Here is a 26,991-nt window from a genome sequence, read left to right on the forward strand (position 1 = left end):
GTTCAGCAGGGCAAATCGGAAGGGCAAATCGGCAGGGCAGGCCTCAGCGGCCCAGGCGCGCCCACAGCGCATCGGACACGCGGCGCGTGGCCTGCAGCATGTGGATGGTCAGCGGCGCAATCAGGCGCAGGCCGCCGGCGCGGCCCGTGCGCAGCCGGTGGGCATCGTCCATGCGCTTCCACTGCACGAAGAAATGCTCGGTGAAACGCAGCATCAATGCCAGCTGCAGGGCCACCTGTTCGGGGGAGATGCCGATGCGCTCCAGCGGCGCCAGCAGCCGCTCCAGCACATCGACCAGATCGCTGGGGCGCGTGCTCACGGTCAGCGCCATGCCCAGCGTGGAGGCGCAGACCAGGCGCAGCGCGCTGGAGGCGGCCAGGGCGTAATGCTGCATCCACACATGGAAGGCGGCCACCAGCAGGGCGGCCACGGTGACCGACAGCATGAGCCGCCGTGCGCCCTCGGTGGCGCGGCCCAGCGACAGCCACAGCAGGCCGCAGGCGGCGCCGGCCAGGGCCAGCAGCCACGGTGAATCGATGAGGAACAGGCCCGTTCCCAGCAGCGCCATGAGCAGCAGCTTGCGGCCCGCACTCCAGGCATGGAGCCAGCTGGTGTATTCGCTGTAGAGGCTTCCCATGGCGGCCGGCTCCTGCGTCAGTCCTGCGCTTGCAGCCGGCGGGCCACGTCGGCTTCATAGGCTGCGCAGACCTCATGGCCGGGGCCGTCTGCGCGCACCTGGCCGCGCTCCAGCCAGAGCACGCGGCCAAAGCTGCGCACGTGGTCCAGCACATGGGTGGAGACCAGCACCTGCTGCTCGGCGGCCGCGATGTCCCGGGCCAGCCGCGCCTGGCCCGGCAGGTCCAGGCTGGCGAAGGGCTCGTCCAGCAGCAGCACGCGCGGCGCGGCAATGAGCAGGGCCAGCCAGCACACCTGCTGGCGCTGGCCCTGGCTGAGCCCGGCCACGGCGCGCGGTGCCCAGTCGGCCAGGCCGCGGCTGCTCAGCAGGGCGCGGGCGCGCTCCGTGGCCTCGCGCCGCGAGATGCCCGAAGGGCGCAATCCCAGGGCCAGCTCTTCCTCCACGGTGGGGAAGATGATCTGGTCGTCGGGGTTCTGGAACATCAGCCCGACCTGGCCCGGCCGCCTGGCGCGGGCCTCGTGCAGTTCGGTGCCGTCCAGCAGCACGCGCCCGGCCTGCGGCGCATCCAGGCCGCACAGCAGCCGGAACAGACTGGTCTTGCCCGCGCCGTTGTCGCCGATGAGTCCCACGCGCGGCTCGTCCAGCTGCAGGTCCAGGCCGTCAAAGACGGTCGTGATGCCGCGCCGCAGGCGCACGGCTTCCACGCGCAGGCTGGCGGCGCAGGCGGGGCAGTCGGCAGTTCGGGAGGATTCAGGCATGGCGAATGAAAGCGGGTACTTACCTGTAATGCACGCAACCACAAGGAATCTTGCCGTTGTACAGGCCTGTCGGGGGCGGATTCTAGCAATGCCGTCCAGGCCGTACATCAAGGCTTGAAAGACGGCAATCGATATAAGCACCGTATTTTTTATTCTTTTGTTTGAACAACGTTTTGCAACACACTTGTTAGAACACTAATGACGGCAGATCCTGGGGATTCGCCTGTGCTTGGCGACGACGCAAGACAACGCATGCCCATCGGCTTGCAACTGCGTCCAACTGCGTAGCACAGGACCCGGAAATTGCGCGCCATTGCCTGGAGATGGCGGTGCAAAGGCTGCCGTTGCCGATCCCAGGACCGTTTTCACTGCCGAACCGAGACTCCATGACCGTCCAGACCGCCGATTTCGCCCCGGAAAACGCGCTGATCCGCCTGCGCGACCTGCAAAAGAAATTTGTAACAGCCGATGGCAAGCACTTCGATGCCGTGCGTTCGGTGTCGCTGGACATTGGCCAGGGCACGGTCTTCGGCCTGATCGGCAAGAGCGGCGCGGGCAAGTCCACGCTGCTGCGCCTGATCAACCTGCTCGAGCGCCCCGACAGCGGCGAGGTGGTGGTGGCAGGCCAGCGCCTGACCGACCTGGGCCGCCGCGCGCTGCGCGAGGCGCGCCAGAACATCGGCATGATTTTTCAGCAGTTCAACCTGCTGCAGAACGCCAGCGTGTTCGAGAACGTGGCCTTTCCGCTGCGCATCCATGGCGGCCACTCGCGCGCCCAGATCGAGCAGCGCGTGCGCGAATGCCTGGACATCGTGGGCCTGGCCGACAAGGCCGGCAGCTATCCGGCCCAGTTGTCCGGAGGTCAGAAGCAGCGCGTGGCGATTGCGCGTGCCCTGGCGCCGCGCCCGCAGGTGCTGCTGTGCGACGAGCCCACCTCGGCGCTGGACAGCGAGACCACGCGCTCCATCCTGGCCACGCTGGCGGACATCAACAGCCGCCTGGGCGTGACCATCGTCATCGTCACGCACGAGCTGGCCGTGGTCGATGCGCTGTGCAGCGAGGTGGCCATCATCGAACAGGGCCAGGTGGCAGAACGCTTCACGCTGCCCGCCCTGCCGCAAGGCCGTGCCTACGAGGCGCCGCAGCGCGCCACGCTGCTGGGCAGCGAACTCGAGGCCCTGCGCGTGGAGCGTGCCGACAAGGCCCTGCGCGAGCGCGGCGCCACCCGCCCCGTGGTGCTGCGCGCCGTGGGCGGCTCCGAGCACTGACGGGCTTTCGCCCGGTCCCGTTTTCCTCTTCTTTTAGCTTCCGCATTCCCATGTCTGAAAACATCGTCGAAATCCTGCCCGAGCTGTGGCTGGCCATGGGCCAGACCCTTTTGATGCTGGGCATCGGCCTGTCGGCCGCCGTGCTGATCGGCGGCCCGCTGGGCGTGCTGCTGTTCCTGCTGGGCCCCGGCCAGTCGCTGGACAACCGCCCGGCCTTTGCCGTGCTGAACTGGACGGTCAATACCGTGCGGTCCTTCCCCTTCATCATCTTGCTGGTCGCGCTGGTGCCCTTCACGCGCTGGCTGGCCGGCACCTCCATCGGCCCGCTGGCTGCGGCCGTGCCGCTGTCCGTGGCGGCCATTCCCTACCTGGCACGCCTGGTGGACCAGTGCCTGCGCGACGTGCCGCGCGGCGTGATCGAGGCCGCGCACGCCATGGGCGCCTCGGAGCTGCAGATCGTCTGGCGCGTGCTCATCGTCGAGGCGCGCTCGGGCCTGGTGCTGGCGCTGACCGTGCTGGCCGTGAGCTTTCTGTCGTACTCGGCCATTGCCGGCGTGGTGGGCGGCGGCGGCATTGGCGATCTGGCCATCCGCTACGGCTACTACCGCTTCCAGACCGATGTGATGGTGCTCACCGTGACCATCCTCGTGGCCATGGTCCAGGTCATCCAGTTCGTGGGCAACACGGCGGCCCGCCGCCTGGACAAGCGCGGCTGAGCGCGCTGTCCAGACCCGCTTTCTTCTTTCTTCCCGCTCCCTCCCAAAAAAAGGATTCCGACATGACCGCATCCCTTTCCTTCGTGCGCCGCCACCTGCTGGCCTCGGCCGCCGCCCTTGCCGCCGTCAGCGTGCTGGCGCTGCCCGCCCATGCCCAGGCCGACAAGAAGCAGCTGGTGATCGGCGGCACGGCAGGCTCCAACATCGACCAGCTCAAGCAGGGCATCGTGCCGCTGCTGCAAAAGAAGGGCTACCAGGTCAAGCTGGTGGAGTTCAACGACTACGTGCAGCCCAACCTGGCGCTGGCCCAGGGCTCGCTGGATGCCAACTTCTTCCAGCACCGTGTCTACCTGCAGAAGTTCGCGGCCGACCAGAAGCTGGACCTGGTGGAGCTGGTGCAAGGCCCCATCGCCCCCCTGGGCGTGTACTCCAAGACCCGCAAGACCCTGGCCGAGGCCAAGGAAGGCGACCGCGTGACCCTGCCCAACGACCCGAGCAACCTGGCCCGCGCGCTGGTGCTGCTGGAGCAGGCCGGCCTGATCAAGGCCAAGCCCGGCATCGACCCGCTGCGCGTGTCCGAAAAGGACCTGGCCGAGAACCCGCGCAAGCTCAAGTTCATCCCGCTGGAAGCCGCGCAGCTGCCGCGCTCGCTGGGCGATACCGAATACGCCATCATCAACGGCAACTTCGCCATTTCCTCGGGCCTGAAGCTGACCGAGGCCGTCTCGCTGGAAAAGACCCCCGACCACTACCTGAACGTGGTGGCCATCAAGAAGAAGGACCAGGGCGCGGCATGGGCCAAGGACCTGGCCGAGGTCTACCGCTCCGCCGAATTCAAGGCCGTGGTGGACAGCAAGTTCCAGGGCTATGCCAAGCCCACTTTCCTACAGTAAGCGCCGTGCAGGCAGCCACATAATGGCTGCCTGCGGGAGGTACGCCTCCCGCCCGTTTTTCGCCACTTCCTCCAGGAGCAATGCATGAGCCAGATCAAGGTCGCTGTCATCGTGGGCAGCCTGCGCAAGGATTCCTTCAACCGCAAATTCGCCGACGCCATTGCGCGCCTGGCACCCGAAGGCCTGGTCTTCGAGCAGGTCGCCATCGATGCCCTGCCGCTGTACAACCAGGACCATGACGGCAATGAGGTGGACGTGGTCAAGCAGTTCCGCGCCCAGATCCAGTCGGCCCAGGCCGTGCTGTTCCTGACGCCCGAGTACAACCGCTCGATTCCCGGCGTGCTCAAGAACGCGCTGGACCAGGGCTCGCGCCCCTACGGCAAGAGCGTCTGGGCCGGCAAGCCCGCTGCCGTGGCCGGCGTCTCCGTGGGTGCCATCGGCACGGCGCTGGCGCAGCAGCACCTGCGCAATGTGCTGGCCTACCTGGACATGCCCACGCTGGCCCAGCCCGAAATCTTCATCCAGGCCAAGGACGGCCTGTTTGCCGAAGACGGCTCCATTGGCGCCGGCAGCCGCGACTTCGTGAACGGCTTCGTGCAGAAGTTCGCGGCCTGGGCGCGCAAGCACCAGTGAGCGGTGCGGCAAGGCCGCTCAAGACACAAAAAAGCCCGGCAATGCCGGGCTTTTGCGTTGCAGCTCCTGTGAGCGCAGAGGTCAGGACGCGTCAGGAAGCGGGAGACGGGTTGGCAATCGCCGCAGCAGGGCGCGCGGCGGACGACGCCTTCTCGCGCGCCTGGGCCTGGTCGATGGCGTCGATGATCACCACGCCGGTCGACTTGACACCGGGCGCCGAAAAGCCGGCACCGGGCGTCACGCCGGGATGGGCCAGCAGCTTGCGCGTCATTTCCTGATTCAGCTGCTGCTGGCTGGGCTTGGCGGGGGTGGGCGCTGCGGCAGGCTGATCGGGCTCCTCGGGCGCAGGTGCCTCGTCGGTGTTGCGCACATAGCTGCGGTACACGCGGGAATTGAGCTGCTCCTGATCCTGCTCGCGCTGGTACTGCAGGAACTGGTAGACGCCAATGCCCACCACGGTGATGGCCAGCAGGGACACGGCGATCACCGTGATCACCAGGTTTTCATCGGACGGAGGGCGGGCATGGACAGGGCCGCGGGGCCGGACATGGGGGCGGGGACTTGTGGCTGGCATGGATGGAAGGCAGTGAATGCAATGAGGCTGCCTGGATATCGGCAGGTCCGCCGACTTTCTGAAATACAGACGGTTCGTGTCGGACAAAGCCGCGAATATGGCGGTGATGGTTCAGCCTAACAGCTTCGTGTGTCGTGCAAGGCCAGGCAGGCATTGGATTTTTCAAAGAAGCGGAAAAAGCGGATACCTGTTTTGTTTGGTAACGCCCACTAGACTGCTGGCGTGACGTTCATGACGGCATTCATCCATAAGGGCGAGACAAGATGCAAAAAAAGGGCTGGAAAAATCTGTGCAGGGGCGCCGCGCTGAGCGTGGCATTGGTGACCGTATTGGCGGCGTGCGGCGGTGGGGGAGGCGATGGCAATGGCTCAGTTGTCGAGCCGCAGCCGGCGCCTGTGCAGATGTCGCTGCTGGCGGGTTCGCTTGCAAGCAAGCCCGACGCACTGGCTCAGGACCACTGTGGTCAGGTCAACGGCGTGGGCGCGCAGGCGCGGTTTTCGAGAATCACCGATCTCGCCCTTTCGCCGCTTGGCGACATTTATGTGTCGGAAGATGTTTATCCGCCTGTGTCACCGCAGCCGCCTTGCCCCACACCCGAGCGTTCTCGCATTCGCCGGATTGCGGGGGAAGGTGTGGTGTCCACCTTCTCCACAGGGGGTGACCGCGACTGGGGCGAGCCCCGCAACTATCTGTATCCGCGCGCTATTGCAGCAGGTGGCAGTGGCGAGGTCTTTGTTGCGGATGGCCTGACCTGTGCAGAGTGCGCTGTCTTCAGTGGAGGCATGCCCCGCAATGGCATGGGCGTCTGGGTGCAGCAGGCATCGGGCGCAGTGCGGGCGCTGGCCGGTGGTGGGCCCAATTCAAGTGGCCCTAAGGATGGCGTTGGCGCTGCAGCGATTTTTTCCGGCCCCCATGCCATGCGACGTACGCCCGATGGCCGGCTGTTCGTGCTGGATGGGAACAGGCTGCGCCAGGTCACGGCCGATGGTGAGGTCACCACGTTGCCAGGCGAAGGTTTCAACGCGCTCGCCGTCGCCAGCAATGGGCAACTGCTGGTGGCCCGTGGTGGAGAAATCCTCAACTACACGACAGGCCAAACGCTGGCTAGGCTGGATGACAACGTGACTTCCATGGCCCTGGACAGCAGGAATGGCATCTACGTTGTGACCAGCAACCGCAGCACCCTGGTCCAAAAACTTTCGGATAGCGGGCAGCTCAGCATCGTGGCAGGACGTGTGGACAGCGCACCCCTGGCATACGAGCTGGGGCCGCTGCCTGGCAAGCTGCTGCACGTCAAAGCCATTGCTTTCGACCGCCAGGACCGCTTGTTGATCGCCGGCGCGTACGCCGTCGTTCGCACCAGTCCGCTGGTGCGCTGATTGCGACGGCTGCCAGGCTCGGCGGCCAGCAAAAAGCGCAGGCGCCCCGGTCAGGGTGCCTGCGCTTTTTCATGCGCAAGACCGAGCTCAGGCGGCGATGGCCGCTTCCTGATTGGCGGCAGCCGCTGCGCGCACGATGTCGCTGCGGGCCGATTCCAGAGCCTTGGCCTTGGACTCATCGCCCATGGCCACGCCTTCTGCGCGCACGATGCTCACATCGGTGATGCCCAGGAAGCCGAACACCGTCTTCAGGTAGCTTTCCTGGTGCTCCAGGGCCTGGCCCATTTCACTGGTGGAGTACACGCCGCCGCGCGTGGAGGCCACGATGACCTTCTTGCCCTTGGCCAGGCCTTCGGGGCCGGCTGCGGTGTAGCGGAAGGTGCGGCCGCCCTGGGCGATGCGGTCGATCCAGGCCTTGAGCTGGCTGGAGATGGTGAAGTTGTAGAACGGAGCGCCGACCACGACCACATCGGCCGCCAGGAACTGGCTCACCAGGGCTTCGGAGATGGCGTTCTGTGCGCGCTCGGCTTCCGTCGTGGCGGCCTGGCCGGTGCGAAAGCCCATGGACACTGCGTTCAGGTGGTCGGGGGCGTTCACGGCCAGATCCAGGTACTCGACCTTGGCGCCGGGATTGGCGGCCACCAGGGCGGCCACGGTCTGGGCGGTCAGCTGGCGGGACACCGAAGCGGCGCCGGTGATGGAAGAGTCGATGTGCAGCACTTGCATGGAAAAGCTCCTGGGATGTCGGTTGGGATCGCGGTTGGGATCGGCCATTCGGGAAAGCTTGTAGGGCCGACGATGGGATCAATTGTGAATTTGGACAGAGTCTTTGATAAGCCGCAGAAATTGCGATAGATTGTCCTGAATTTGCAGCCAATGAGCACAGGGAGGGACGAGCGACATGATGGATCTCAACGACATGCTGTACTTCGCCGAGGTCGTGGAGCGCGGCGGCTTCGCCTCTGCCGGGCGGGCGCTGGGCATACCCAAGTCGCGGCTGTCGCGGCGCGTGGCGGAGCTGGAGGCCCGGCTGGGCGTGCGCCTGCTGCAGCGCACCACGCGCAAGCTCTCGCTGACCCAGGTGGGCGAGGCCTATCTGCGCCATTGCCAGGCCATGCGCGATGCGGCCCTGGCCGCCGCCGACACCGTGGCCGAGGTGCAGACCGAGCCGCGCGGCACCATCCGCGTGAGCTGTCCCGTCACCCTGGCCCAGACCGTGCTGGGCGAGCTCATGCCCCAGTTCCTGCAGCGTTGCCCGCTGGTGCATGTGGAAATGCAGGTGACCAACCGGCCCGTGAACCTGGTGGAGGAGGGCATCGACGTGGCGCTGCGCGTGCGCCCCAGCCTGGAGGACAGCGGCTCCATGGTCGTCAAGCGGCTGGATGTGGCGCGCCAGATCCTCGTGGCCAGCCCGGAGCTGCTGGAGCGCCAGGGCACGCCGCGTGCACTGGCCGACCTGCAGCACCTGGACAGCATGTCCATGTCGGCGGTGGATGGCCAGTCCAGCCTGCTGCTGGTCGGCCCCGAAGGCCGCGAGCAACGCCTGCAGCTGCAGCCGCGCTATGTGGTGGATGACCTGCTGACGCTGAAATTCGCGGCGCTGGCCGGCAGCGGCATGTGCTGGCTGCCCGACTACATGTGCCATGAGGAACTGGCCGAAGGCCGGCTGGTCCATCTGCTGCCGGGCTGGGAGCCGCCGCAGGGCATCGTGCATGCGGTCTTCCCCTCGCGGCGCGGCCTGGCGCCGGCCGTGCGGCATTTCCTGGACTTCCTGGGAGAGACCGTGCCGGGGCGCAACAGCCACGCCACGCGCGAGCCGGTGGTGCGCTGAGGCTGCACCCCGCCATGCCATAAGAAAACAACAAATCGTTCGTTGGGATCGTCGGCGGCGTTCTCCACAATCGGGGCCCATGTCCAGCAATGGACAGTCCAGGAGAACCCATGAATCCCCACCGCATCATCATCGTGCCCGGCTGGCGCAACTCCGGCCCTGACCACTGGCAAAGCCTGTGGGCACAGCAGCTGCCGCATGCCGAGCGGGTGGAGCAGGACGACTGGCTCGTGCCGCACCGCGATCCCTGGGTGGCCGCGCTGGAGCAACTGGTGCTGTCCCGGCCCGAGCCCGTGGTGCTGGCCGCCCACAGCCTGGGCTGCATCACGGCCGCGCACATGGGGCCCGAGGCCAGCGCCCGCGTGCAGGGTGCGCTGCTGGTGGCGCCGGCCGATCCCGAGCGCCGTGCCCAGCTGGCCGACTTTGCGCCCGTGCCCTATGCGCCGCTGCCCTACCGCAGCGTGCTGGTGGCCAGCAGCAACGATCCCTACTGTCCGATCCGCCGGGCCGGCGCCTATGCGCGGGCCTGGGGAAGCGAGTTCGTGCGGCTGCAGAACGCGGGGCACATCAATGTCGAATCAGGCTTTGGCGACTGGCCCCTGGGCCTGGCGCTGCTGCAGTCGTTGATGCAGGGTGACAGCTGGCAGCCCGCGCAACCCCGGCCTGCCGTGCGTGCGCCGCGCGTTGCCGCTGCACGGGCAGCGGTGCCGGCAGGCGCGGGCGCCCCCTGGGCCGCCGGGCTGTGAGGTGGCGGCTGGCGAAGACGGTGGGCCAGGCTTCTTATATGGAAGCAGGCCATTAACAAACAAAAATATATTCTTTTGAGTTTTAAGCCAGCGTTCGCACAATGTGACTGTCTGTGAATCCACCGCAGAGATGTCCACTAATAAAAGGCAGCGAACCATGCATTCTTTGAAGCTCAAGACTTTGTTGGCCACCCTGGCGCTGGCCGCCGCAGGAACCGTATCGGCGCAGAACCAGCTGCTCAACGTCTCCTACGACGTGGCGCGCGAGTTCTACAAGGACTACAACGCCGCCTTCGTCGCCCACTACAAGAAGACCAAGGGCGTGGACATCAAGGTGGACCAGTCGCACGGCGGCTCCAGCGCCCAGGCGCGCGCCGTCAACGACGGCCTGGCTGCCGATGTGGTGACCTTCAACACCACGACCGACGTGCAGTTCCTGGCCGACAGCGGCGTGGTCGCCAAGGACTGGGCCAAGAAATTCCCCAATGACGCATCGCCCACCACCTCGACCATGCTTTTCCTGGTGCGCAACGGCAACCCCAAGAACATCAAGGACTGGAGCGATCTGACCCGTCCCGACGTGAAGGTCGTGGTGGTCAATCCCAAGACCGGCGGCAATGGCCGCTACGCCTACCTGGCGGCCTGGGGCTCGGTGCGCGAGAAGGGCGGCACCGACGCGCAGGCGGCCGAGTTCGTGCAGCAGCTCTACAAGAACGTGCCCGTGCTGGGCAAGGGCGGGCGCGATGCGACCAGCATCTTCCTGCAACGCAACATCGGCGACGTGCTGATCACGTTCGAGTCCGAAGTGGTTTCCGTGGAGCGCGAATTCGGCAAGGGCAAGGTCGATGCCGTCCATCCCTCGGTGTCCATCGTGGCCGAGAACCCCGTGGCCGTGGTCGAGCGCACCGTGGCCAAGAAGGGCACGGGCCAGCTGGCGCACGACTACCTGGCCTGGCTGTACTCCGACGAGGCCCAGGAAATCGCCGCACAGCACGCGCTGCGCCCCCGCTCCGAGGCCGTGCTCAAGAAGCACGCCGACGTGTTCAAGCCCATCAAGCAGTTCACCGTGGCGAAGTACTTCGGCTCGCTGTCCGAAGCCCAGAAGGTGCACTTCAACGACGGCGGACAGTTCGACAAGATCTACGTCCCCGGCAAGTAAGCACGCAAGCAGGCATGAAGGCGGCGCAGTCCGCCTGAGGCCCCCTCCCCACACTGGCTGATTTGGAATCCAACATGGTGTCTGCCGTTCCGACCAGCCCAAGGCCTGGCGCCGACGCTCCTGTGCCCGCACCGACCGGTGCGGCGCGCAAGGGGCGCGGCGCCAAGCGCGTTTTGCCCGGCTTCGGGCTGACCTTGGGCTATACGCTTTTTTATCTGAGCCTGATCGTGCTGATCCCGCTGTCGGCACTGCTGTTCAAGACCTTCTCGCTCACCTGGCCCCAGTTCTGGGAGGCCGTGGCCTCGCCGCGCGTGCTGGCCTCGTACCGGCTGACGTTTGGCGCCTCGTTCGCGGCGGCCTGCGTGAACCTGGTGTTCGGCCTGCTGATCGCCTGGGTGCTGGTGCGCTACAAGTTCCCGGGCAAGAAGATCGTCGATGCGCTCGTCGATCTGCCCTTTGCCCTGCCCACGGCCGTGGCCGGCATTTCGCTGACCGCCTTGCTGGCCGGCAATGGCTGGGTGGGCCAGTACCTGGAGCCCTACGGCATCCAGCTGGCCTTCAATCCGAACGGCGTGGTGATTGCGCTGATCTTCATCGGCCTGCCGTTCGTGGTGCGCACGGTGCAGCCTGTGCTGGAGGATTCGGAGAAGGAGCTGGAGGAGGCCGCCACCAGCCTGGGCGCCTCGCGCTGGCAGATCTTCTACAAGGTGATCCTGCCGGCCATCACGCCCGCGCTGCTCACGGGCTTTGCCATGGCCTTCGCGCGCGCCATCGGCGAGTACGGCTCGGTCATCTTCATCGCGGGCAACATGCCCATGATTTCCGAGATCACACCGCTGATCATCATCGGCAAGCTGGAGCAATACGACTACGCAGGCGCCACGGCCGTGGCCGTGGTGATGCTGCTGTTCTCCTTCGTGATGCTGCTGGTCATCAACGCGCTGCAGGCATGGCAGCGCAAGCATTCGGGAGGGGCTTGAGATGGCGTTGTCTCCACAGGAAGCATTGCTTCTCAAGATCATTGGCGCGGTGCTGGTCGCCGTGCTGGTGCTGTACAGGCTCACGGCGCCCCCGAAGGGCCGGCGTGAAAAGCTCTCCACCACCGAGCCGCGCGCCGTGCGCTGGATTCTCACGGGCATTGCGCTGACCTTCATCGGCCTGTTCCTGGTGCTGCCGCTGGCGGCCGTATTCACCGAGGCGCTGCGCAAGGGCTGGGATGCCTATGTCGCCGGCCTGCAGGAGCCCGATGCCTGGTCGGCCATCAAGCTGACGCTGATCACGGCGCTGATCGCCGTGCCGGTGAACCTGGTGTTCGGCGTGGCGGCGGCCTGGTGCATCGCCAAGTTCGAGTTCCGGGGCAAGGCCTTTCTGATCACCCTGATCGACCTGCCGTTCTCGATCTCGCCCGTGGTGGCGGGCCTGATGTACGTGCTGGTGTTCGGTGCCCACGGCTGGTTCGGCCCCTGGCTGGCCGAGCATGACATCAAGATCATCTTCGCCGTGCCCGGCATCGTGCTGGCCACCATCTTCGTGACCTTCCCCTTCATCGCGCGCGAGCTGATCCCGCTGATGCAGGCGCAGGGCAGCGACGAGGAGCAGGCCGCCATCGTGCTGGGCGCCACGGGCTGGCAGACCTTCTGGAAGGTCACCGTGCCCAACATCAAGTGGGGCCTGCTGTACGGCGTGATTTTGTGCAATGCGCGCGCCATGGGCGAGTTCGGCGCGGTGTCCGTGGTCTCGGGCCACATCCGTGGCCAGACCAACACCATTCCGCTGCATGTGGAGATCCTCTACAACGAGTACCAGTCCGTTGCCGCCTTCGCTGCCGCATCGCTGCTGGCTCTGCTGGCCCTGGTGACCCTGGTCATCAAGTCGGTGGCCGAGTGGCGTGCCGAGCACCAGGCCAAGGCCGCAGCCGAGCTGCCTCCCGAGCGCCCCACGCCGGCTTCCCAGGCATCCCGTGTGCCGCAGGTGTCCTGAGGCCCGCCCCGACCAGAAAAGAGCAAGAGCAAGACCATGAGCATTGAAATACGCAACGTCAGCAAGCAGTTCGGCGATTTCCAGGCCCTGCGCGATGTGAGCCTGGACATCCAGTCCGGCGAACTCATCGCGCTGCTCGGTCCCTCGGGCTGCGGCAAGACCACGCTGCTGCGCATCATCGCGGGGCTGGAGACGCCCGACGTGGGCAGCATCCACTTCAGCGGCGAGGACACGACCGACGTCCATGTGCGCGAGCGCAACGTGGGATTCGTGTTCCAGCACTACGCGCTGTTCCGCCACATGACGGTGTTCGAGAACGTGGCCTTCGGCCTGCGCGTGAAGCCCCGCAGCCAGCGCCCCAGCGAAGCCCAGATCCGCGACAAGGTGATGAGCCTGCTCAAGCTGGTGCAGCTGGACTGGATCGCGGACCGCTTTCCGTCCCAGCTGTCGGGTGGCCAGCGCCAGCGCATCGCGCTGGCCCGCGCCCTGGCGGTGGAGCCCAAGGTGCTGCTGCTCGACGAGCCCTTCGGCGCCTTGGATGCCAAGGTGCGCAAGGAGTTGCGCCGCTGGTTGCGCCACCTGCATGACGAGCTGCATGTGACCTCCATCTTCGTGACCCACGACCAGGAAGAGGCACTGGAAGTGGCCGACCGCGTGGTCGTCATCAACCAGGGCCGCATCGAGCAGGAAGGCACGCCCCAGCAGGTCTGGGACAACCCGGCCACGCCCTTCGTCTACGGCTTCCTGGGCGACGTCAACCTGTTCAAGGGCCGCGCCAGCGATGGCCGCGTCTACCTGGACGACGGCACCCAGCTGGACAGCCACGACGCCAAGGGCGCCAGCGACAGCAAGGCCTTCGCCTATGTGCGCCCGCACGATCTGGAGGTGGAGCGCTACTCGCCCGGCCAGAACCTGGACGTCCAGGGACGGCCCACGGGCATCGTCGTGCAGCTGGCCCGCGCCATCGTCGTGGGGCCCATTGCGCGCCTGGAACTTATTCCATCGGAGAGCACCGAAAGCACGGACAATGCCGAAGAGGGTGGCCTGATCGAGGCGCAGATTCCTGCGCAGCAGTTCAGGGACATGGCGCTGCGCGAGGGGGAAACCCTGGTGGTGACACCGCGCCGCGCCAAGGTGTTCCTGGACGAGGCGGCTGGCATCTGACGGCGCGGCAACGGTTTCCTGCACCCGCTGAACAGGGCTGCAGCGCCGGGCCGGCGCCGCAGCCCTGATTTCATTCAACCGGGTGACGAAAGACAAGAATGCTTCAATGGTTTGACAACGCTCCGCGCCGCATCCTGGCGCTCATCAGCCTGGCCTGCGTGGCCATGCTGGCCTTCGGCATGTATCTGCAGCATGTGGTCGGGCTGGAGCCCTGCCCGATGTGCATCGTGCAGCGCTACGCGCTGATCGGCGTGGCCATCTTCGCGGGCCTGGGCAGCGCACGCGGCGGGCGCGGCTGGCTGATGGGTTGGGGCATCGCGGCGCTGGTCGCCGCAGGCTTTGGCGCCTTCGTCGCCGCGCGCCAGAGCTGGCTGCAGTGGTATCCGCCCGAGTTCGCCACCTGCGGGCGCGACTTCTACGGAATGATCGAGAACTACTCCATCAGCCGTGCCGTGCCCATGATCTTCCGTGGTTCGGGTGACTGCGTTGCCGTGGACTGGAGCTTCCTGGGCGGCTCCATCGCCAACTGGTCCTTCATCTGCTTCGCCATCATGAGCGTGGCCGTCTTGGTGCTGCTGGTGCGCGGCGCTGCCCGCAGGCGCTGAGCCCTAGGCTGAGGCTTGCGCCAGTCGCCGCTGCAGCGACTGCGCCAGGGTGCTCAGAATCAGCCAGCAGGACGTGGCGCCCGCGTCCAGCACGCCGATGGAGCGCGGCCCCAGCCGGGCCGAGCGCCCGATGCGGGCCTGCAGGTGGCGCGTGGATTCCTTGCCCGCTTCGGCTGCGGCCTCCATGGCCTGCAGCGCCTCGCGGAAACCGGCGCCGGCCTGCAGCGATTGCCGGTAGGCCTGCAGGGCCGGGGCCAGCGTGTCGATGAGGGTCTTGTCGCCCACCCGGGCCTTGCCCATCCCCTGCACATCGGCGACGGCCCGCGCCAGCGCCTGGCCGAACAGGGCGGCATCCATCTCCTGCTCCGGCCCAAGAACATCGGCAAAGCCCTGGAAGAAGCTGCCGTACAGCGGGCCCATGGAGCCGCCGATATCGTCCATCAAGGCCTGGGACAGCTGCTGCAGCGCCGCAGGCAGCTGCGCCGCCTGGCTGGCGTCCATGGCATCGAGCCGTGCGCCGCAGCCGGAAAAGCCCTTGGCCATGTTGATGCCGTGGTCGCCATCGCCGATCAGGCCGTCGATCTCGCTCAGGAACTCCCGGTGGCCGACGATGGCCGTGATCAGCTCGCGCACGATGCTGCCCGCGCCATCGAGCGCGATGGCCGGCCTTTGGCTGGTGCGCCTTGCGGCTGGGGGGCGGGCGGTTTGTGCCTGTTCCTGCGCCTGTTCCTGCGCCTGTGCCGGCGTCCGTGCCGGAACAGCGGGCAGCGTTGGAATGGCCTCCAGCGCCTGGGGCGGCGGCCCGCCGGCCAGGGTCAGGGCGACTGACTGGCAGGGCGCCTTGAGGCAGGCTTCCAGCGCATCGTCCAGCTGCATCAGCGTGAGCGTGATGCCCATCATCTCCAGCGAGGTGAAGAGATTGCCCACCAGCCGGAAGGCCACCTGCATGCCGCGTTCTTGCAGGCGCCGGGCGACCTCGCCATAGAGGATGTACTGCTCCATCAGCGGCGTGGCGCCCAGGCCGGACAGCAGCACGGCCACGCGGTCGCCCGGGGCGAAGGGCAGGTCGGGCAGCAGGGCGCCCAGCATGCGCTCGGCCATCCCAGCCGCCGTGGTCGTGGGGTGCACGGACATGCCGGGCTCGCCATGGTGGCCTATGCCCACCTCCATGCTGCCGCGCTCGATATGGAAATTGGCCTTGCCCACGGCGGGAATGGTGCATGCCGACAGACCGATGCCGATGCTGCGCGTGCGGGCCATGGCGTGCCGGGCGATGGCGATGACTTCGTCGAGGCTGGCGCCCATGGCCGCCCGGGCGCCCGCCACCTTCCACATCAGGATCTCGCCGGCCACGCCGCGGCGGCTGGCCTCGTCGCCCCGCGCGGCAGAAGGCACGTCGTCGTTGGCCACCACGGTCCTGACCGCCATGCCTTCGGCCGCGGCCATCTGCACGGCCATGGCCACATTCATGTTGTCGCCTGCGTAGTTGCCATACAGGCAGGCCACGCCGGCGCCGCCATCGGCCGCGCGCATGGCGTCGTAGAAGCTTCTGGCCGTGGGGGACGAGAAGACCTCGCCCACGGCGGCGGCGTCGCACAGGCCTGCGCCCACATAGCCCAGAAAGGCCGGCTCGTGCCCCGACCCGCCGCCCGTCACGATGCCCACCTTGCCCCTGCGTGGCGCGCCATGCAGGCGCACGACGCGGGCATTGCCTTCGTCGATGCGCAGGGTGTCGCCATGGGCGGCGATCCATCCCTGGAGCATGTCCTCCACCACCCGGTCGGGGTCGTTGATCACGCGGTTGGTCGTCATGCCGTTGTCTCCTCCAGGTGCAGTCCCGGCGGGTGTGCCGAAGACTGTTCATATGATCATTGAGTGGTCATTTTTGATTTGTTGAAATTGGCATGTCAATGCCTTTTGGCTATTCAATAGCCAAGGGAAAACGATAGGGTTTGATGAATTTTGTAGAAAATTCAACGGGTTACGTATTCATCTTGCCGGATCACATAGCTATCGTTGTTTGACAACTTCTCTTCGATTGAGAAGACTCTCGTAAAACATTGATCAAATGATCATGTGTTGGTCTTTTGTAATGAAGGGGATGCCATGAAGCTGGCCATCGGCTGCGACGAAGCCGCCTGCGACCTCAAGAACGCCGTGAAGCAGCATCTGCTGGCCCAGGGCCACGAAGTGGCCGACTTCGGCACGCACGACGGCGAGCCGGTGCTCTACCCCGACATCGGCATCGCGGTGGCGCAGGCCATCGTCCAGGGCCGCCATGAGCGCGGCGTTCTCCTGTGCGGCACGGGCATAGGCATGGCCATTGCGGCCAACAAGGTGGCAGGCATCCGCGCCGCGCAGGCCCATGACACCTATTCGGCCGAGCGCGCCAGCCGCAGCAACGACGCGCAGATCATCACGCTGGGCTCGCGCGTGATCGGGGTGGAGCTGGCCAAGGCCATCGTGGACCGCTTCCTCGCATCGCGCTTCGATGGCGGCAGCTCGGCCCTGAAGGTGGATGCCATCACCGGCTTCGAACGCTCGCAGGCCGCCGCGGCCGGGCGCGGGCAGGGCGCGTGACCATGGACACCGGCACCAGCACCGGCACCGCACTGCTGCAGGCGCGCGGCGTGGCCAAGAGCTTCGGCGGCGTGCCTGCGCTGCGCAACGGCTGCCTTGAGCTGCAGGCCGGCAGCGTGCACGCGCTGTGCGGGGGCAATGGCGCAGGCAAATCCACCTTCCTGAACATCGTGATGGGCCTGTTGCGACGCGATGCCGGCGAGATACTGCTCAAGGGCCGGCCGGTGGATTTCGCCACGCCGCATGAGGCGCTGGCGCACCGCCTGTCCATCATCACGCAGGAGCTGTCGCCCATCCCGGGCATGAGCGTGGCCGAGAACATCTTCCTGGGCCGCGAGCCCCGGCGCGCCGGCGTGGTGGTCCGCCATGCCGCGCTGCTGGAGCAGGCGGATGCGCTGCTCAGGCAGCTGGGCTTCGATATCGATCCGCGTGCGCAGATGGGCCGCCTGAGCCTGGCGCAGACCCAGCTGGTGGAGATTGCCAAGGCCCTGAGCCGGCAAAGCGAGCTGATCATCATGGACGAGCCCACCTCGGCCATCGGCGAAAGCGAGACCGCCATCCTCTTCGACGCGATACGCCGCGTGACAGCGCAGGGCGCCGGCATCCTCTACGTGTCGCACCGCCTGACGGAGATCTTCACCATTGCCGACAGCTACACGGTGTTCCGCGATGGCGGCTTCGTGCAGACCGGCGCGCTGGCCGATATCGACCGGCGGCAGTTGGTGAAGCTCATCGTGGGCCGGGAGGTCCGCGCTGCCGCCAGCGAGCGCAGGGCTGCGGCGCCGGGCGAGCCGCTGCTGTCGGTGCAGGGGCTCACGCGCCGGGGCGAGTTCGAGGACATCAGCCTGGACGTCGCCCCCGGCGAGGTGCTGGGCATCTACGGACTGATGGGATCGGGCCGCAGCGAATTCCTCAACTGCCTGTACGGCCTCACGCGCGCCGACCAGGGGCGGGCGAGCCTGGGCGGACGGCCCCTGCCGCGCGGCAATCCGGCGGCGTCGATCAAGGCGGGCCTGGCCCTGGTGACCGAGGACCGCAAGGCCACGGGGCTGGTGATGAGCTCCTCGGTGCGCTTCAACACCAGCTTGCCCGCACTGCCGGGCCTGCAGCGCGCCGGGGTGGTGGATGGCGCGGCAGAGCGCGTGCTGGTGGGCGGCCTGCTGCAGCGCCTGCGCGTGAAGCTGGCCAGCCCGGCAATGCCGGTCTCCGGCCTGAGCGGCGGCAACCAGCAGAAGGTGGTGCTGGCCCGCTGCATGGCCACCAACCCCGTCTGCCTGCTGTGCGACGAGCCCACGCGCGGCATCGACGAAGGCGCCAAGCGCGAGGTGTACGCCTTCCTGGCCTCGCTGGCCGAGCAGGGCCATGCCGTGGTGGTGGTGTCCTCCGAGGCGCCGGAACTGCTGGAGCTGAGCGACCGCATCGCCATCTTCCGCAAAGGCCGGCTTGACCGCGTGGTGGCCGGCCACGGCATCACGCAGGAGGCGCTGATGCACCTCGCGTCCTGAGCCCGGGCGATGCCCGTGCTGCGTTTTTCCCCTTGCCTTTCACAACACACAGGAGACATGACCATGCCGTTTTTCCGCTTCACCACCGTGCTTGCCGCCGCGCTTGCCGGTGGGCTGTTCCTGGCCGCAGCGCAGGTCCGGGCCCAGGCTCCGGCCCCGCTGTCGGCACCAGCACCAGTGCCCGCACCGGCCAAGCCCTACCGCATAGGCGCGGCCGTCTATGGGCTCAAGGGCGAGTTCATGCAGATGTGGACCAAGGAGCTGAAGGCGCATCCGGCCGTGAAGGACGGCACGGTGCAGATCACCGTGTTCGACGGCAACTACGACGCGCTGACGCAGAGCAACCAGTTCGACACCATGATCACGCAGAAGTACGACGGCATCCTCTTCGTGCCCATCGACCTCAAGGCGGGCGCGGCGCCCGTGCACAAGGCGGTGAAGGCCGGCATTCCCGTGGTGGGCTCCAACACGCGCGTGCAGGGCGATGTGCTGACCTCCTACGTGGGCAATGACGATGTGGTGGCCGGCCGCATGCAGGCCGAGGCATTGATGAAGGCCATCGGCGGCAAGGGCAATATCGTGGTCATCGAGGGGCCCATAGGCCAGTCGGCACAGATCGAGCGGGCGCGCGGCAATGACGAGGTGCTGGCCCGCCACAAGGACGTGAAGGTGCTGGCGCGCAAGACCGCCAACTGGTCGCGTGCCGAATCCATGGGACTGATGGAGAACTGGCTGACCGCATTCCCGGGCCAGATCCAGGGCGTGATCGCCCAGAACGACGACGAGGCCCTGGGCGCGGTGCAGGCCATCAAGACCAAGGGCATCGACATCAAGACCATCCCGGTGGTGGGCGTGGACGGCGTGGCCGCCGCCATCACGGCCGTCAAGCGCGGGGAGATGACCACCAATTTCCAGGATGCCCAGGCCCAGGCGCAGGGCGCGCTGGATGTGCTGCTGCGCCAGCTTGTCGGCCCGTCCTACCGGCCGCGCTCGGTGGTATGGAGCGAGTATGCCCAGGCCATGCCCTGGGGCGATGGCACGGCCAAATCCTACGAGGTGCCCTGGACCGCCATCGTGCCCGCCAATGCCGACGCCTTCTTGCAGAAGGTGCGCAAATGAGCGCCGCCGGCCTGGAGCGGGACTTCGACGGCCGCACGGCCCTGGTCACCGGCGGCGCGGGCGGCATCGGCCTGGCGATTGCCCGGCAGCTCGCCCAAGGCGGTGCGCGTGTCGTCCTGGTGGACCTGGAGCGGCAGGCACTGGACGTGGCCGCTGCCAGCCTGGCGGAGCCCCGGCGCCACCTGGCGCTGGCGGCGGATGTGACCCGGCCCGAGGGCGTGGAGCAGGCGGTGGCCACGGTGCTGGAGGCCACGGGCCGCATCGACATCCTGGTCAACAGCGCCGGCGTGGCGCTGCTGGAGCCGGCCGGCGAAATCAGCGAGGCGGCCTGGGAGCGCACGCTGGCCGTCAACCTCACGGCGCCGCTGCTGCTGGCCCAGGCAGTGGCCCCGGCCATGCGCCGCCAGCGCCACGGCCGCATCATCAACCTGGCCTCGCAGGCCAGCGTGGTCGCGCTCCGGCGCCATGCCGCCTATTGCGCCAGCAAGGCGGGCCTGGTGGGGCTGACGCGCGTGCTGGCGCTGGAGTGGGCGTCCGACGGCATCACCGTCAACGCCATCTCGCCGACCGTGGTGGACACGCCGCTGGGCCGCCAGGCCTGGGCCGGGCAGGTGGGGGAGGCCATGCGGGCACTCATCCCCACGGGCCGCTTTGCGCAGCCCGAGGAGGTGGCGCGGCTGGCCGTGTTCCTGGCCGGTACGCACGCCGGCATGCTGACGGGCGAGAACATCGTCATCGACGGGGGCTACTCCATCCAGTGAGCGGCCTGCCGGCCCCACGCCTTTCTTCCATCAACGCGGGAGTCCTCCATGACGAATCTTCAAGCCGCATCTTCGCCGCCGCTCTTGGGGCGGCGCGCGCTGGACCTGCGCAGCCTGCGCGAGCGCTACGGCGTGGTCATCGCGCTGGTTGCACTGTGCGCGGCGCTGGCGCTGGCCAACCCCCATTTCATGACCTGGGGCAACTGGGCCGACATCCTGCGCCAGACCTCCATCAACGGCATCCTGGCCATCGGCATGACGTGCGTGGTGCTGACGGCGGGCATCGACCTGTCGGTGGGCGCCATCCTGGCGCTGGCCGGCATGGTCGGCGCCTGGCTGGCGGCAGATGGCCAGGGGCTGGCGGTGAGCGTGGGCGCCGGGCTGGGCGTGGGCATGCTGCTGGGCGGCGTCAACGGACTGCTGGTGGCCTGGTTCGCGGTGCCGCCCTTCGTGGCCACGCTGGGCATGCTCAGTGCGGCGCGCGGCCTGACCTACATCTACAACGACGGCATGCCGGTGTCCGAGCTGCCCGACGGCTTTCTTGCCATCGGCGCCGGCCAGCTGGGCCCCGTGCCCATGCCCATCGTGATCTTTGCCGTTGCCGTCGCAGTGTTCGCCTTCGTGCTGCGCTACACCGTGTATGGCCGCTACATCTACGCCGTGGGCGGCAACCTGCGCAGCGCCAAGACCAGCGGCATCAACACCCGCGCCATCGTGCTGCTGGTCTATGTGGTCAGCGGCCTGCTCGCGGGGCTGGCCGGCATTTTGCTGGCGTCGCGCACCACGGCGGCGCTGCCGCAGGCCGGCGTGTCCTACGAGCTGGACGCCATCGCGGCCGTGGTGATCGGCGGCACCAGCCTGTCGGGCGGCACGGGCAGCCTGGGCGGCACGGTCGTCGGTGCGCTGCTCATCGGCGTGATCAACAACGGGCTGAACCTGCTGGGCGTGTCCTCGTACTACCAGCAGCTGATCAAGGGCGTGATCATCGTCGGCGCCGTGCTGCTCGACAGTTCGCGCCGCAGGGCATGAAGCGCTGCGCCCACGTCCTGTCCACCATCTGCAACCCGGGAGAGTTCCATGCAAAACACCCTGCCTGACGCCGCCGATACGAACATGCTGGCCGTGGTATGCCACGGCCCCAGGGATTACCGGCTCGAACGCGTCGCGCGTCCGCAGGCCGGGCCGCGCGAGCTGGTCATCCGCGTGGCTTCCTGCGGCATTTGCGCGGGCGACTGCAAATGCTGGGCTGGCGCGCCGCGCTTCTGGGGAGATCCGGAAAAAGGCCGCCCCGCCTATGTGCGCCCGCCGGTGATCGCGGGCCACGAGTTCTGGGGCCATGTGGTGCAGGTGGGCGAGGGTGCCCAGGAGCACCACGGCGTGCAGCTGGGTGACCGGGTGATCGCCGAGCAGATCGTGCCCTGCCATGCCTGCCGCTATTGCAGGACCGGCTTTCGCTGGATGTGCGAGGTGCACGATGTCTACGGCTTCCAGGGCCAGGTGGCCGATGGCGGCATGGCCGAGTACATGCGCCTGTCCGCCCGCGCCGTGGTGCACCGGATTCCCGAGAGCGTGGCCTTCGAGGATGCGGCCATCACCGAGCCGCTGTCCTGCGCCATCCATGCCGTCAACCGCGGCGACATCCAGCTCGACGATGTGGTGGTCATCGCCGGCGCGGGCACCCTGGGCCTGCTCATGGCCCAGGTGGCGCGCCTGAAGACGCCGCGCCGGCTGGTGGTCATGGACCTGTCGGACCAGCGCCTGGCGCTGGCGCGCCGCTGCGGCGCCGACGTGACCATCAACCCCGCGCGCGAGGATGCCCGCGCCATCGTGCACGCGCTGACCGACGGCTATGGCTGCGATGTGTACATAGAGACCACGGGCGCGCCCTCGGGCGTGACGCAAGGGCTGGACCTGGTGCGCAAGCTCGGCCGCTTCGTGGAGTTCAGCGTCTTCGGGCGCGAGACCACGGTGGACTGGTCCATCATCGGCGAGGAAAAGGAGCTGGACCTGCGCGGCGCCCACCTCAGCGCCCATTGCTACCCCATCGCCATCGACCTGCTGGCGCGCGGGCTGGTCACCTCCGAGGGCATCGTCACCCACCGCTATGCGCTGTCGGAGTGGGAGAGCGCCATCCGGGTGGCCGATTCCATGGACTCGGTCAAGGTCCTGCTGCTGCCCCACGCTGGCGAGGCCCGGTGAGCGGCGCTACACTGCGCGCCTTTCCCGGCACCCTTGGAGGCACCCTTGACTGAAAGCGACCTGACGCGACTGGCGACCCTGTACTACGTCGATGGATGCACGCAGGACCAACTGTCCAAGGAGTTCGGCATCTCGCGCGCCACCGTCGGGCGGCTGCTGCGCCGCGCGCAGGAAGAGGGCATCGTCGAGATCCGCGTGCGGCCGCATTCGCTGGTGTCCGCCGACCTGGAGCGGCAGCTGACCGAGCGCTTTCACATCAAGCGCGCACTGATCGCGGTGGACCACAAGGATGCCGACCGGCAGCGCGAACTGCTGGCAGGCCTGGTGGCCAGCGAGCTGGAGCGCATCCTGGTCGATGGCTCCATCGTGGCCGTGGGCATGGGGCGCAACGTGTCCTCGGTCTCCGAGCACGCCCTGTCCGCCACACGGCGGGAGTGCCACTTCGTCAGTGCCATCGGCGGCTCCTACCGTGGCGGGGAGGCGATGAACGCCGACCACATCGCGCGCCGCCTGGCCGCGCGCTTTGGCGGCAAGTCCGAATCGCTCTATGCGCCGGCCCTGGTGGGCGATCCGCAACTGCGCAAGGCACTGCTGGACAACGACACCGTCAGGCACACCCTGGACAAGGCGCGCCGTGCCGACATCGCCCTCATCGGCGTGGGCGATGTCAGCGTGGACAGCAACATGGCCCGCATGGGCTGGTTTTCCGCGCAGGAGATCTCGGACGCCCGCCGCGCGGGCACGGTGGGCGACATGATGGGCTACGACTTCATCGACATCCACGGCCAGCCGGCCGCAACCCCCATGCAGGACCGCGTCATCGGCCTGAGCCGCGAGGACCTGCTGCGCATACCCAACGTCATCGCCGTGGCGGCCGAATCCAGCAAGGTCACGGCCATCCTGGGCGCCCTGCGCACCGGCGCCATCGACACCCTTGCCACCACCACGGCCAACGCGGCGGCCGTGCTGCAGCTGGACGATGTCATGGGGACGACGCGCTGACGCAGCGGGGGAGGCGCGGCTCTTGGGCGGCGCGCCTAGTTCGACGCGCGGCGGTAGAAGGCCAGCGAGCCTGCCAGCGCCAGCAGCATGCCGCCGCACAGGCGGTCCAGCCACATCACGGCCCGCCCGCGCAGCAGCCGCGCGGCGCGCGATCCGGCGAAGGCATAGGCCAGCATCACCAGGAAATCGATGAGCGCGAACACCAGCGCAATGGCGATGTACTGCGGCGCCTGGGCGGCCGCCGGGTCGATGAACTGGGGCAGCAGGGCCGAGCAGAACAGGTAGCCCTTGGGATTGGTCACGGCGACCAGGAACGACTTGAGCAGCACGGTGCGGGCGCTGTAGCCGTCGGCGCCGGCCTCTGCCTTGCCGTCACCCTGGGGTGCCGACAGCGATCCGCCCTGGCTGCGCAGCATGCGCAGGCCCAGCCAGGCCAGGTACGCCGCTCCCGCCCACTTGACCACCGAGAACCAGAACTCCGAGGCCGCCAGCAGCGCGCCCAGGCCCAGCGCGACAGCGCCGACCAGCACGAAGTCCGACAGCACGGCGCCCAGCATGCCCGGCAGGGCGCGGCGCACGCCGTGGCGCGAGCCATTGGCCAGCGCCAGCAGCACGGTGGGGCCGGGGGTGATGATCGCGATCAGCGCGACCAGGGAGAAGACGAGCAGGGTGGCGAGGGTCATGTCGGCGAAGGCTCATGCGGTTGGCAACAGCCTGCCACTGTGCCAGCTTTGCCTGCCTTGCGCAGCCCCTGCCGACCCGGGGCAGGGCACACGGGGCGGGCAGGCGTCAGTCGCTGCCCACGCCGCCGGCGGCAAAGACCGGGCCGCGCGTGCCGGGCACCCAGCCCGGGTAGGTTTCCATCACTTCGGCGAACAGGGCCGAGTCGATCCAGCGCTGCAGCCAGGCCTGCAGGTGCGGCCAGGGCTGCTCGTTCCATTGCGACTCGTCGATGCGCGCGTACTGGCGCACGAAGGGGCGCAGCGCCATGTCGGCCAGGCTGGGGTTCTGGCCGAACAGGTAGCCGGTGGCCTCCAGCTGGTCGTCCAGCTCGGCCAGCCAGGTCAGGGCATCGGCCTGGGCGTGGTTGACCTCTTCGGCCGTGTAGCGCTCGGGGTACTTGCAGCGGTCCAGGGCGTGCTTGAAAAAGCCGTCGTTGCGTTCGATCAGCGCCAGCATGTCCGGCAGCGAACCGCTGGTCGGTGCCAGCCAGCCGTCCGGGTCATTGGCGCGCAGCGCGTGCAGCATGACATCCAGGCTTTGCTCGATCACGCGGCCGTCCTCCAGCACCAGCACGGGCACCGTGCCCTTGGGCGAAGCGTCGAGCAGCGCCTGCGGCTTGTTGCGCAGGTTGATTTCGCGCAGCTCGCAGGCCAGGCCGGCATGGGCCAGCGCCAGGCGGGCGCGGATGGCGTAGGGGCAGCGGCGAAACGAGTAGAGAACCGGCAGGGTCTGGGTCATGGAGCGGGAACGGGGCTAGGGGCCAAAAGCGGCAGATGATAGCGCCGGGGCCAAAGTCGGGCGGCCTGCGGGTCTTGCCGCGGGCGTCCGTGGCTATTGCAACTGCGCCAGCAGCCATTGCCTGAAGGTCTTGAGCGCCGCACTGGGTGCGCGCGAGCGCAGGTGGGTCAGCCAGTAGGCGCCCGTGTCCACCTCCTGCTCGAAGGGGCGCACCAGCCGGCCCTGCTGCAGCAGGTGCTGGAACATGCGCGCCGGCAGCAGGGCCACGCCCGCGCCCTGGGCGGCCGCCTCGGCCAGCGTCAGCGAGGAGTCGAACATGGCCCCGCGCGCCAGCGGCGCGCTCTGGTCCAGCGTGGCAAACCAGCTCTCCCACTCCTGCAGGCGGTACGAGCGCAGCAGCGTCTGCCCGGCCAGGTCGGCCGGCTGGCGCAGGCGCTGGGCCAGGGCCGGGGTGCACATGGGCGTCAGCGGCGCGCGCAGCAGCAGCTCGGCGCGCGTGCCCTGCCAGGCGCCGTCGCCGAAGCGCACGGCCGCATCCAGCCCTTCGCCGGCCAGGTCCACGCGGTTGTTGTGCGTGAGCAGTCGCAGGTCGATGTAGGGGTGCTGCTGCTGGAACTGGCCCAGCCTGGGAATCAGCCAGCCGATGGCGAAGGTGCCGACCACGCCCACGGTGAGGACCTCGCGCGGGCGTGGCTCGGCCACCTGCTGCAGCGAATGCTCTATGCGCGCAAAGCTCTCGGCCACGGCAGGCCACAGCGCATGGCCTTCGTCGGTCAGCGCCAGGCCGCGCGGCAGGCGCCGGAACAGCGGCTTGCCCAGGCGCTCCTCCAGGTTGCGGATGTGCTGGCTGACGGCGGCCTGGGTCACGCACAGCTCGTCGGCCGCCCGCGTCAGGTTGAGATGGCGCGCGGCCGCGTCGAACATGCGCAGGGCATTGAGGGGCAGTTGCATGGTGAGCCAATAGTTTTTCTAAGGGATGCTGCCAATTATTCACGCTGGTCGCAGATTGGGCGCGGCGCTATCGTTGCGTTTGTCGATCTGCAACTGAAAAGGAAAAACAATGCAAAGACGCGATTTTCTGATGACGGGCGGCGCGGCCGCCTGGATGGCGGCCGGGCTGGCAGGCTGCGCCCTGCCATCAAAAAAACAGGGGGCTGCCGACCAGGCCTTCAGGACCGAGCTGGCGCGCATCGAGAAAAGTGTGGGCGGCCGGCTCGGCGTGGCCGTGCTGGAGGCGGAGTCGGGCGCCAGCGTGGACCACCGCGGCGACGAGCGCTTTGTCATGTGCAGCACCTTCAAGCTGCTGCTGGCCGCCCAGGTGCTGGACCGCGTGCAGCAGGGCGATGAGCGCCTGTCGCGCCGCGTGCACTACGCCAGCTCCCGGCTGGTTCCCTACTCGCCGGCCAGCGGCCCGCGTGCCGGCGATGGCGGCGGCATGACCATCTCCGAGCTGTGCGAGGCCGCCGTGGTGCTCAGCGACAACACGGCCGCCAACCTGCTGCTGGACGCCAGCGGCGGCCCGCAGGCGCTGACGCAGTGGCTGCGCGCCAGCGGCGACGAGACCACGCGCCTGGACCGCATGGAGCCCGAGCTCAACGAAGGCCTGCCCGGCGACGAGCGCGACACCACCACGCCCCTGGCCATGGTGCAAAGCATGCAGCGCCTGCTGCTGGGATCGGTGCTGGACGGCCATGGCCGCGCGCTGCTGCAGCAGTGGCTGGTGGCCAGCCGCACGGGCGACAAGCGCCTGCGCGCGGGCATGCCGGCCGGCTGGCGTGTGGGTGGCAAGACGGGCACCGGCGATCGCGGCACGGCCAACGATGCCGTCATCGCCTGGCCCACGCCGCAAAGCGCACCGCTGCTGGTGACGGGCTACCTCACCGAATGCCCGGCCGACGCGCCGCAGCGCGATGCGGCGCTGGCAGCGGCCGGCAAGGCGGCCGCACGCTGGCAGGCAGCAGTGCAAGGCTAAGTTGCGCCACCATGTCGCTTGATTTGGGCGATTTCAAAAAATTGGCGCT

The 26,991-nt window shown here is 67.9% G+C and carries 28 protein-coding genes; 20 read left to right on the forward strand and 8 right to left on the reverse strand.

Annotated elements, in window-relative coordinates:
* Nucleotides 1-43: 43 nt before the first annotated feature.
* Together DTS01S_RS11315 and DTS01S_RS11320 are read right to left on the reverse strand one after the other, a co-directional pair.
* Entirely contained in the window at nt 44-637 is a 594-nt protein-coding gene (locus DTS01S_RS11315; RefSeq protein WP_017406442.1) for an energy-coupling factor transporter transmembrane component T family protein, read from the reverse strand.
* Between the two features lie 17 nt (nt 638-654).
* On the reverse strand, nt 655-1,395 hold the full coding sequence (locus DTS01S_RS11320) for an energy-coupling factor ABC transporter ATP-binding protein (RefSeq protein WP_061287733.1): 741 nt from the start codon (nt 1,393-1,395) through the stop codon (nt 655-657).
* 386 nt (nt 1,396-1,781) lie between these two features.
* Here DTS01S_RS11320 and DTS01S_RS11325 point away from each other — a divergent pair, with 386 nt between their 5' ends.
* The 4 genes from DTS01S_RS11325 to DTS01S_RS11340 all read left to right on the forward strand — a co-directional run bounded on the left by DTS01S_RS11325 (nt 1,782) and on the right by DTS01S_RS11340 (nt 4,905).
* On the forward strand, nt 1,782-2,663 hold the full coding sequence (locus DTS01S_RS11325) for a methionine ABC transporter ATP-binding protein (protein ID WP_016448267.1): 882 nt from the start codon (nt 1,782-1,784) through the stop codon (nt 2,661-2,663).
* A gap of 50 nt (nt 2,664-2,713) precedes the next feature.
* Nucleotides 2,714-3,379: a methionine ABC transporter permease gene (locus DTS01S_RS11330; RefSeq protein WP_012206396.1), complete on the forward strand. Its 666-nt coding sequence runs from the start codon at nt 2,714-2,716 to the stop codon at nt 3,377-3,379.
* A gap of 62 nt (nt 3,380-3,441) precedes the next feature.
* Complete coding sequence (locus DTS01S_RS11335) at nt 3,442-4,272, forward strand: MetQ/NlpA family ABC transporter substrate-binding protein (protein ID WP_017407338.1); 831 nt, start codon at nt 3,442-3,444, stop codon at nt 4,270-4,272.
* Between the two features lie 84 nt (nt 4,273-4,356).
* Nucleotides 4,357-4,905: an NADPH-dependent FMN reductase gene (locus tag DTS01S_RS11340; RefSeq protein ID WP_016448265.1), complete on the forward strand. Its 549-nt coding sequence runs from the start codon at nt 4,357-4,359 to the stop codon at nt 4,903-4,905.
* Between the two features lie 91 nt (nt 4,906-4,996).
* Here the strand turns inward: DTS01S_RS11340 and DTS01S_RS11345 are convergent, their stop codons facing one another.
* A complete protein-coding gene (locus DTS01S_RS11345) occupies nt 4,997-5,401 on the reverse strand; it encodes a hypothetical protein (protein WP_017407339.1) in 405 nt (134 codons plus the stop codon).
* Nucleotides 5,402-5,742: 341 nt separating this feature from the next.
* Between DTS01S_RS11345 and DTS01S_RS11350 the strand changes: the two genes are divergently transcribed.
* Nucleotides 5,743-6,858: an NHL repeat-containing protein gene (locus DTS01S_RS11350; RefSeq protein WP_026062879.1), complete on the forward strand. Its 1,116-nt coding sequence runs from the start codon at nt 5,743-5,745 to the stop codon at nt 6,856-6,858.
* 87 nt (nt 6,859-6,945) lie between these two features.
* On the opposite strand, the gene DTS01S_RS11355 is transcribed toward DTS01S_RS11350, so the two are convergent.
* Nucleotides 6,946-7,584: an FMN-dependent NADH-azoreductase gene (locus tag DTS01S_RS11355; RefSeq protein WP_012206392.1), complete on the reverse strand. Its 639-nt coding sequence runs from the start codon at nt 7,582-7,584 to the stop codon at nt 6,946-6,948.
* Between the two features lie 175 nt (nt 7,585-7,759).
* Here DTS01S_RS11355 and DTS01S_RS11360 point away from each other — a divergent pair, with 175 nt between their 5' ends.
* The 7 genes from DTS01S_RS11360 to DTS01S_RS11390 all read left to right on the forward strand — a co-directional run bounded on the left by DTS01S_RS11360 (nt 7,760) and on the right by DTS01S_RS11390 (nt 14,343).
* Nucleotides 7,760-8,689, forward strand: coding sequence for a LysR family transcriptional regulator (locus tag DTS01S_RS11360; protein ID WP_017407342.1), 930 nt, complete (start codon nt 7,760-7,762; stop codon nt 8,687-8,689).
* Nucleotides 8,690-8,799: 110 nt separating this feature from the next.
* Nucleotides 8,800-9,435: an RBBP9/YdeN family alpha/beta hydrolase gene (locus tag DTS01S_RS11365; protein WP_017407343.1), complete on the forward strand. Its 636-nt coding sequence runs from the start codon at nt 8,800-8,802 to the stop codon at nt 9,433-9,435.
* 157 nt (nt 9,436-9,592) lie between these two features.
* Nucleotides 9,593-10,594: a sulfate ABC transporter substrate-binding protein gene (locus tag DTS01S_RS11370; protein WP_026062880.1), complete on the forward strand. Its 1,002-nt coding sequence runs from the start codon at nt 9,593-9,595 to the stop codon at nt 10,592-10,594.
* A gap of 74 nt (nt 10,595-10,668) precedes the next feature.
* On the forward strand, nt 10,669-11,574 hold the full coding sequence (gene cysT, locus DTS01S_RS11375; RefSeq protein ID WP_026062881.1) for a sulfate ABC transporter permease subunit CysT: 906 nt from the start codon (nt 10,669-10,671) through the stop codon (nt 11,572-11,574).
* Nucleotide 11,575: 1 nt separating this feature from the next.
* On the forward strand, nt 11,576-12,574 hold the full coding sequence (gene cysW, locus DTS01S_RS11380) for a sulfate ABC transporter permease subunit CysW (protein ID WP_061287734.1): 999 nt from the start codon (nt 11,576-11,578) through the stop codon (nt 12,572-12,574).
* 36 nt (nt 12,575-12,610) lie between these two features.
* Complete coding sequence (locus DTS01S_RS11385; RefSeq protein ID WP_016448258.1) at nt 12,611-13,738, forward strand: sulfate/molybdate ABC transporter ATP-binding protein; 1,128 nt, start codon at nt 12,611-12,613, stop codon at nt 13,736-13,738.
* A gap of 98 nt (nt 13,739-13,836) precedes the next feature.
* Complete coding sequence (locus DTS01S_RS11390) at nt 13,837-14,343, forward strand: disulfide bond formation protein B (RefSeq protein ID WP_016453280.1); 507 nt, start codon at nt 13,837-13,839, stop codon at nt 14,341-14,343.
* Nucleotides 14,344-14,346: 3 nt separating this feature from the next.
* On the opposite strand, the gene dhaL is transcribed toward DTS01S_RS11390, so the two are convergent.
* Entirely contained in the window at nt 14,347-16,155 is a 1,809-nt protein-coding gene (gene dhaL, locus DTS01S_RS11395; RefSeq protein ID WP_061287735.1) for a dihydroxyacetone kinase subunit DhaL, read from the reverse strand.
* Nucleotides 16,156-16,449: 294 nt separating this feature from the next.
* Between dhaL and rpiB the strand changes: the two genes are divergently transcribed.
* From rpiB to DTS01S_RS11430, 7 genes are all read left to right on the forward strand, one after another.
* Nucleotides 16,450-16,923, forward strand: a complete 474-nt coding sequence (rpiB, locus tag DTS01S_RS11400) for a ribose 5-phosphate isomerase B (protein WP_012206383.1) — start codon at nt 16,450-16,452, stop codon at nt 16,921-16,923.
* Between the two features lie 2 nt (nt 16,924-16,925).
* Nucleotides 16,926-18,428, forward strand: a complete 1,503-nt coding sequence (locus DTS01S_RS11405; protein WP_061287736.1) for a sugar ABC transporter ATP-binding protein — start codon at nt 16,926-16,928, stop codon at nt 18,426-18,428.
* 63 nt (nt 18,429-18,491) lie between these two features.
* A complete protein-coding gene (locus DTS01S_RS11410) occupies nt 18,492-19,547 on the forward strand; it encodes a substrate-binding domain-containing protein (RefSeq protein ID WP_016453276.1) in 1,056 nt (351 codons plus the stop codon).
* Nucleotides 19,544-20,308 carry a GolD/DthD family dehydrogenase gene (locus DTS01S_RS11415; protein ID WP_017406190.1) on the forward strand — a complete coding sequence of 255 codons (765 nt, stop codon included), beginning with the start codon at nt 19,544-19,546 and terminating at the stop codon, nt 20,306-20,308. The genes DTS01S_RS11410 and DTS01S_RS11415 overlap by 4 nt, the downstream gene beginning before the upstream one ends.
* A gap of 48 nt (nt 20,309-20,356) precedes the next feature.
* Complete coding sequence (locus DTS01S_RS11420; protein WP_016448253.1) at nt 20,357-21,337, forward strand: ABC transporter permease; 981 nt, start codon at nt 20,357-20,359, stop codon at nt 21,335-21,337.
* 48 nt (nt 21,338-21,385) lie between these two features.
* A complete protein-coding gene (locus DTS01S_RS11425; protein ID WP_012206378.1) occupies nt 21,386-22,507 on the forward strand; it encodes an erythritol/L-threitol dehydrogenase in 1,122 nt (373 codons plus the stop codon).
* Between the two features lie 45 nt (nt 22,508-22,552).
* Nucleotides 22,553-23,509 carry a sugar-binding transcriptional regulator gene (locus DTS01S_RS11430; protein ID WP_012206377.1) on the forward strand — a complete coding sequence of 319 codons (957 nt, stop codon included), beginning with the start codon at nt 22,553-22,555 and terminating at the stop codon, nt 23,507-23,509.
* Between the two features lie 35 nt (nt 23,510-23,544).
* Here the strand turns inward: DTS01S_RS11430 and DTS01S_RS11435 are convergent, their stop codons facing one another.
* From DTS01S_RS11435 to DTS01S_RS11445, 3 genes are all read right to left on the reverse strand, one after another.
* The gene (locus DTS01S_RS11435; RefSeq protein ID WP_016453272.1) at nt 23,545-24,192 is read right to left on the reverse strand and encodes a LysE family translocator; all 648 of its coding nucleotides are present in this window, start codon (nt 24,190-24,192) and stop codon (nt 23,545-23,547) included.
* Between the two features lie 106 nt (nt 24,193-24,298).
* Nucleotides 24,299-24,970, reverse strand: coding sequence for a glutathione S-transferase (locus tag DTS01S_RS11440; protein WP_013801706.1), 672 nt, complete (start codon nt 24,968-24,970; stop codon nt 24,299-24,301).
* 93 nt (nt 24,971-25,063) lie between these two features.
* Nucleotides 25,064-25,921, reverse strand: a complete 858-nt coding sequence (locus DTS01S_RS11445) for a LysR family transcriptional regulator (protein ID WP_012206374.1) — start codon at nt 25,919-25,921, stop codon at nt 25,064-25,066.
* Nucleotides 25,922-26,030: 109 nt separating this feature from the next.
* On the opposite strand from DTS01S_RS11445, the gene bla reads away from it, so the two are divergent.
* Nucleotides 26,031-26,942 (forward strand): class A beta-lactamase, encoded by a 912-nt coding sequence (bla, locus tag DTS01S_RS11450; protein WP_012206373.1) that lies wholly within the window; start codon nt 26,031-26,033, stop codon nt 26,940-26,942.
* The last annotated feature ends 49 nt before the right edge of the window (nt 26,943-26,991 follow it).

Origin of the sequence: Delftia tsuruhatensis NBRC 16741 (assembly GCF_001571325.1) — a bacterium.
GTDB lineage: Bacteria > Pseudomonadota > Gammaproteobacteria > Burkholderiales > Burkholderiaceae_C > Comamonas > Comamonas tsuruhatensis.

Coding starts and splice junctions, on each gene's coding strand:
- DTS01S_RS11415 (WP_017406190.1), top strand. CDS start 19,544: ATGAGCGCCGCCGGCCTGGAGCGGGACTTCGACGGCCGCACGGCCCTG.
- DTS01S_RS11330 (WP_012206396.1), top strand. CDS start 2,714: ATGTCTGAAAACATCGTCGAAATCCTGCCCGAGCTGTGGCTGGCCATG.
- DTS01S_RS11420 (WP_016448253.1), top strand. CDS start 20,357: ATGACGAATCTTCAAGCCGCATCTTCGCCGCCGCTCTTGGGGCGGCGC.
- DTS01S_RS11350 (WP_026062879.1), top strand. CDS start 5,743: ATGCAAAAAAAGGGCTGGAAAAATCTGTGCAGGGGCGCCGCGCTGAGC.
- DTS01S_RS11340 (WP_016448265.1), top strand. CDS start 4,357: ATGAGCCAGATCAAGGTCGCTGTCATCGTGGGCAGCCTGCGCAAGGAT.
- DTS01S_RS11385 (WP_016448258.1), top strand. CDS start 12,611: ATGAGCATTGAAATACGCAACGTCAGCAAGCAGTTCGGCGATTTCCAG.
- DTS01S_RS11360 (WP_017407342.1), top strand. CDS start 7,760: ATGATGGATCTCAACGACATGCTGTACTTCGCCGAGGTCGTGGAGCGC.
- DTS01S_RS11355 (WP_012206392.1), bottom strand. CDS start 7,584: ATGCAAGTGCTGCACATCGACTCTTCCATCACCGGCGCCGCTTCGGTG.
- DTS01S_RS11390 (WP_016453280.1), top strand. CDS start 13,837: ATGCTTCAATGGTTTGACAACGCTCCGCGCCGCATCCTGGCGCTCATC.
- DTS01S_RS11325 (WP_016448267.1), top strand. CDS start 1,782: ATGACCGTCCAGACCGCCGATTTCGCCCCGGAAAACGCGCTGATCCGC.
- cysW (WP_061287734.1), top strand. CDS start 11,576: ATGGCGTTGTCTCCACAGGAAGCATTGCTTCTCAAGATCATTGGCGCG.
- DTS01S_RS11440 (WP_013801706.1), bottom strand. CDS start 24,970: ATGACCCAGACCCTGCCGGTTCTCTACTCGTTTCGCCGCTGCCCCTAC.
- DTS01S_RS11320 (WP_061287733.1), bottom strand. CDS start 1,395: ATGCCTGAATCCTCCCGAACTGCCGACTGCCCCGCCTGCGCCGCCAGC.
- cysT (WP_026062881.1), top strand. CDS start 10,669: ATGGTGTCTGCCGTTCCGACCAGCCCAAGGCCTGGCGCCGACGCTCCT.
- rpiB (WP_012206383.1), top strand. CDS start 16,450: ATGAAGCTGGCCATCGGCTGCGACGAAGCCGCCTGCGACCTCAAGAAC.
- DTS01S_RS11410 (WP_016453276.1), top strand. CDS start 18,492: ATGCCGTTTTTCCGCTTCACCACCGTGCTTGCCGCCGCGCTTGCCGGT.
- DTS01S_RS11445 (WP_012206374.1), bottom strand. CDS start 25,921: ATGCAACTGCCCCTCAATGCCCTGCGCATGTTCGACGCGGCCGCGCGC.
- DTS01S_RS11405 (WP_061287736.1), top strand. CDS start 16,926: ATGGACACCGGCACCAGCACCGGCACCGCACTGCTGCAGGCGCGCGGC.
- DTS01S_RS11435 (WP_016453272.1), bottom strand. CDS start 24,192: ATGACCCTCGCCACCCTGCTCGTCTTCTCCCTGGTCGCGCTGATCGCG.
- bla (WP_012206373.1), top strand. CDS start 26,031: ATGCAAAGACGCGATTTTCTGATGACGGGCGGCGCGGCCGCCTGGATG.
- DTS01S_RS11335 (WP_017407338.1), top strand. CDS start 3,442: ATGACCGCATCCCTTTCCTTCGTGCGCCGCCACCTGCTGGCCTCGGCC.
- DTS01S_RS11425 (WP_012206378.1), top strand. CDS start 21,386: ATGCAAAACACCCTGCCTGACGCCGCCGATACGAACATGCTGGCCGTG.
- DTS01S_RS11315 (WP_017406442.1), bottom strand. CDS start 637: ATGGGAAGCCTCTACAGCGAATACACCAGCTGGCTCCATGCCTGGAGT.
- dhaL (WP_061287735.1), bottom strand. CDS start 16,155: ATGACGACCAACCGCGTGATCAACGACCCCGACCGGGTGGTGGAGGAC.
- DTS01S_RS11365 (WP_017407343.1), top strand. CDS start 8,800: ATGAATCCCCACCGCATCATCATCGTGCCCGGCTGGCGCAACTCCGGC.
- DTS01S_RS11370 (WP_026062880.1), top strand. CDS start 9,593: ATGCATTCTTTGAAGCTCAAGACTTTGTTGGCCACCCTGGCGCTGGCC.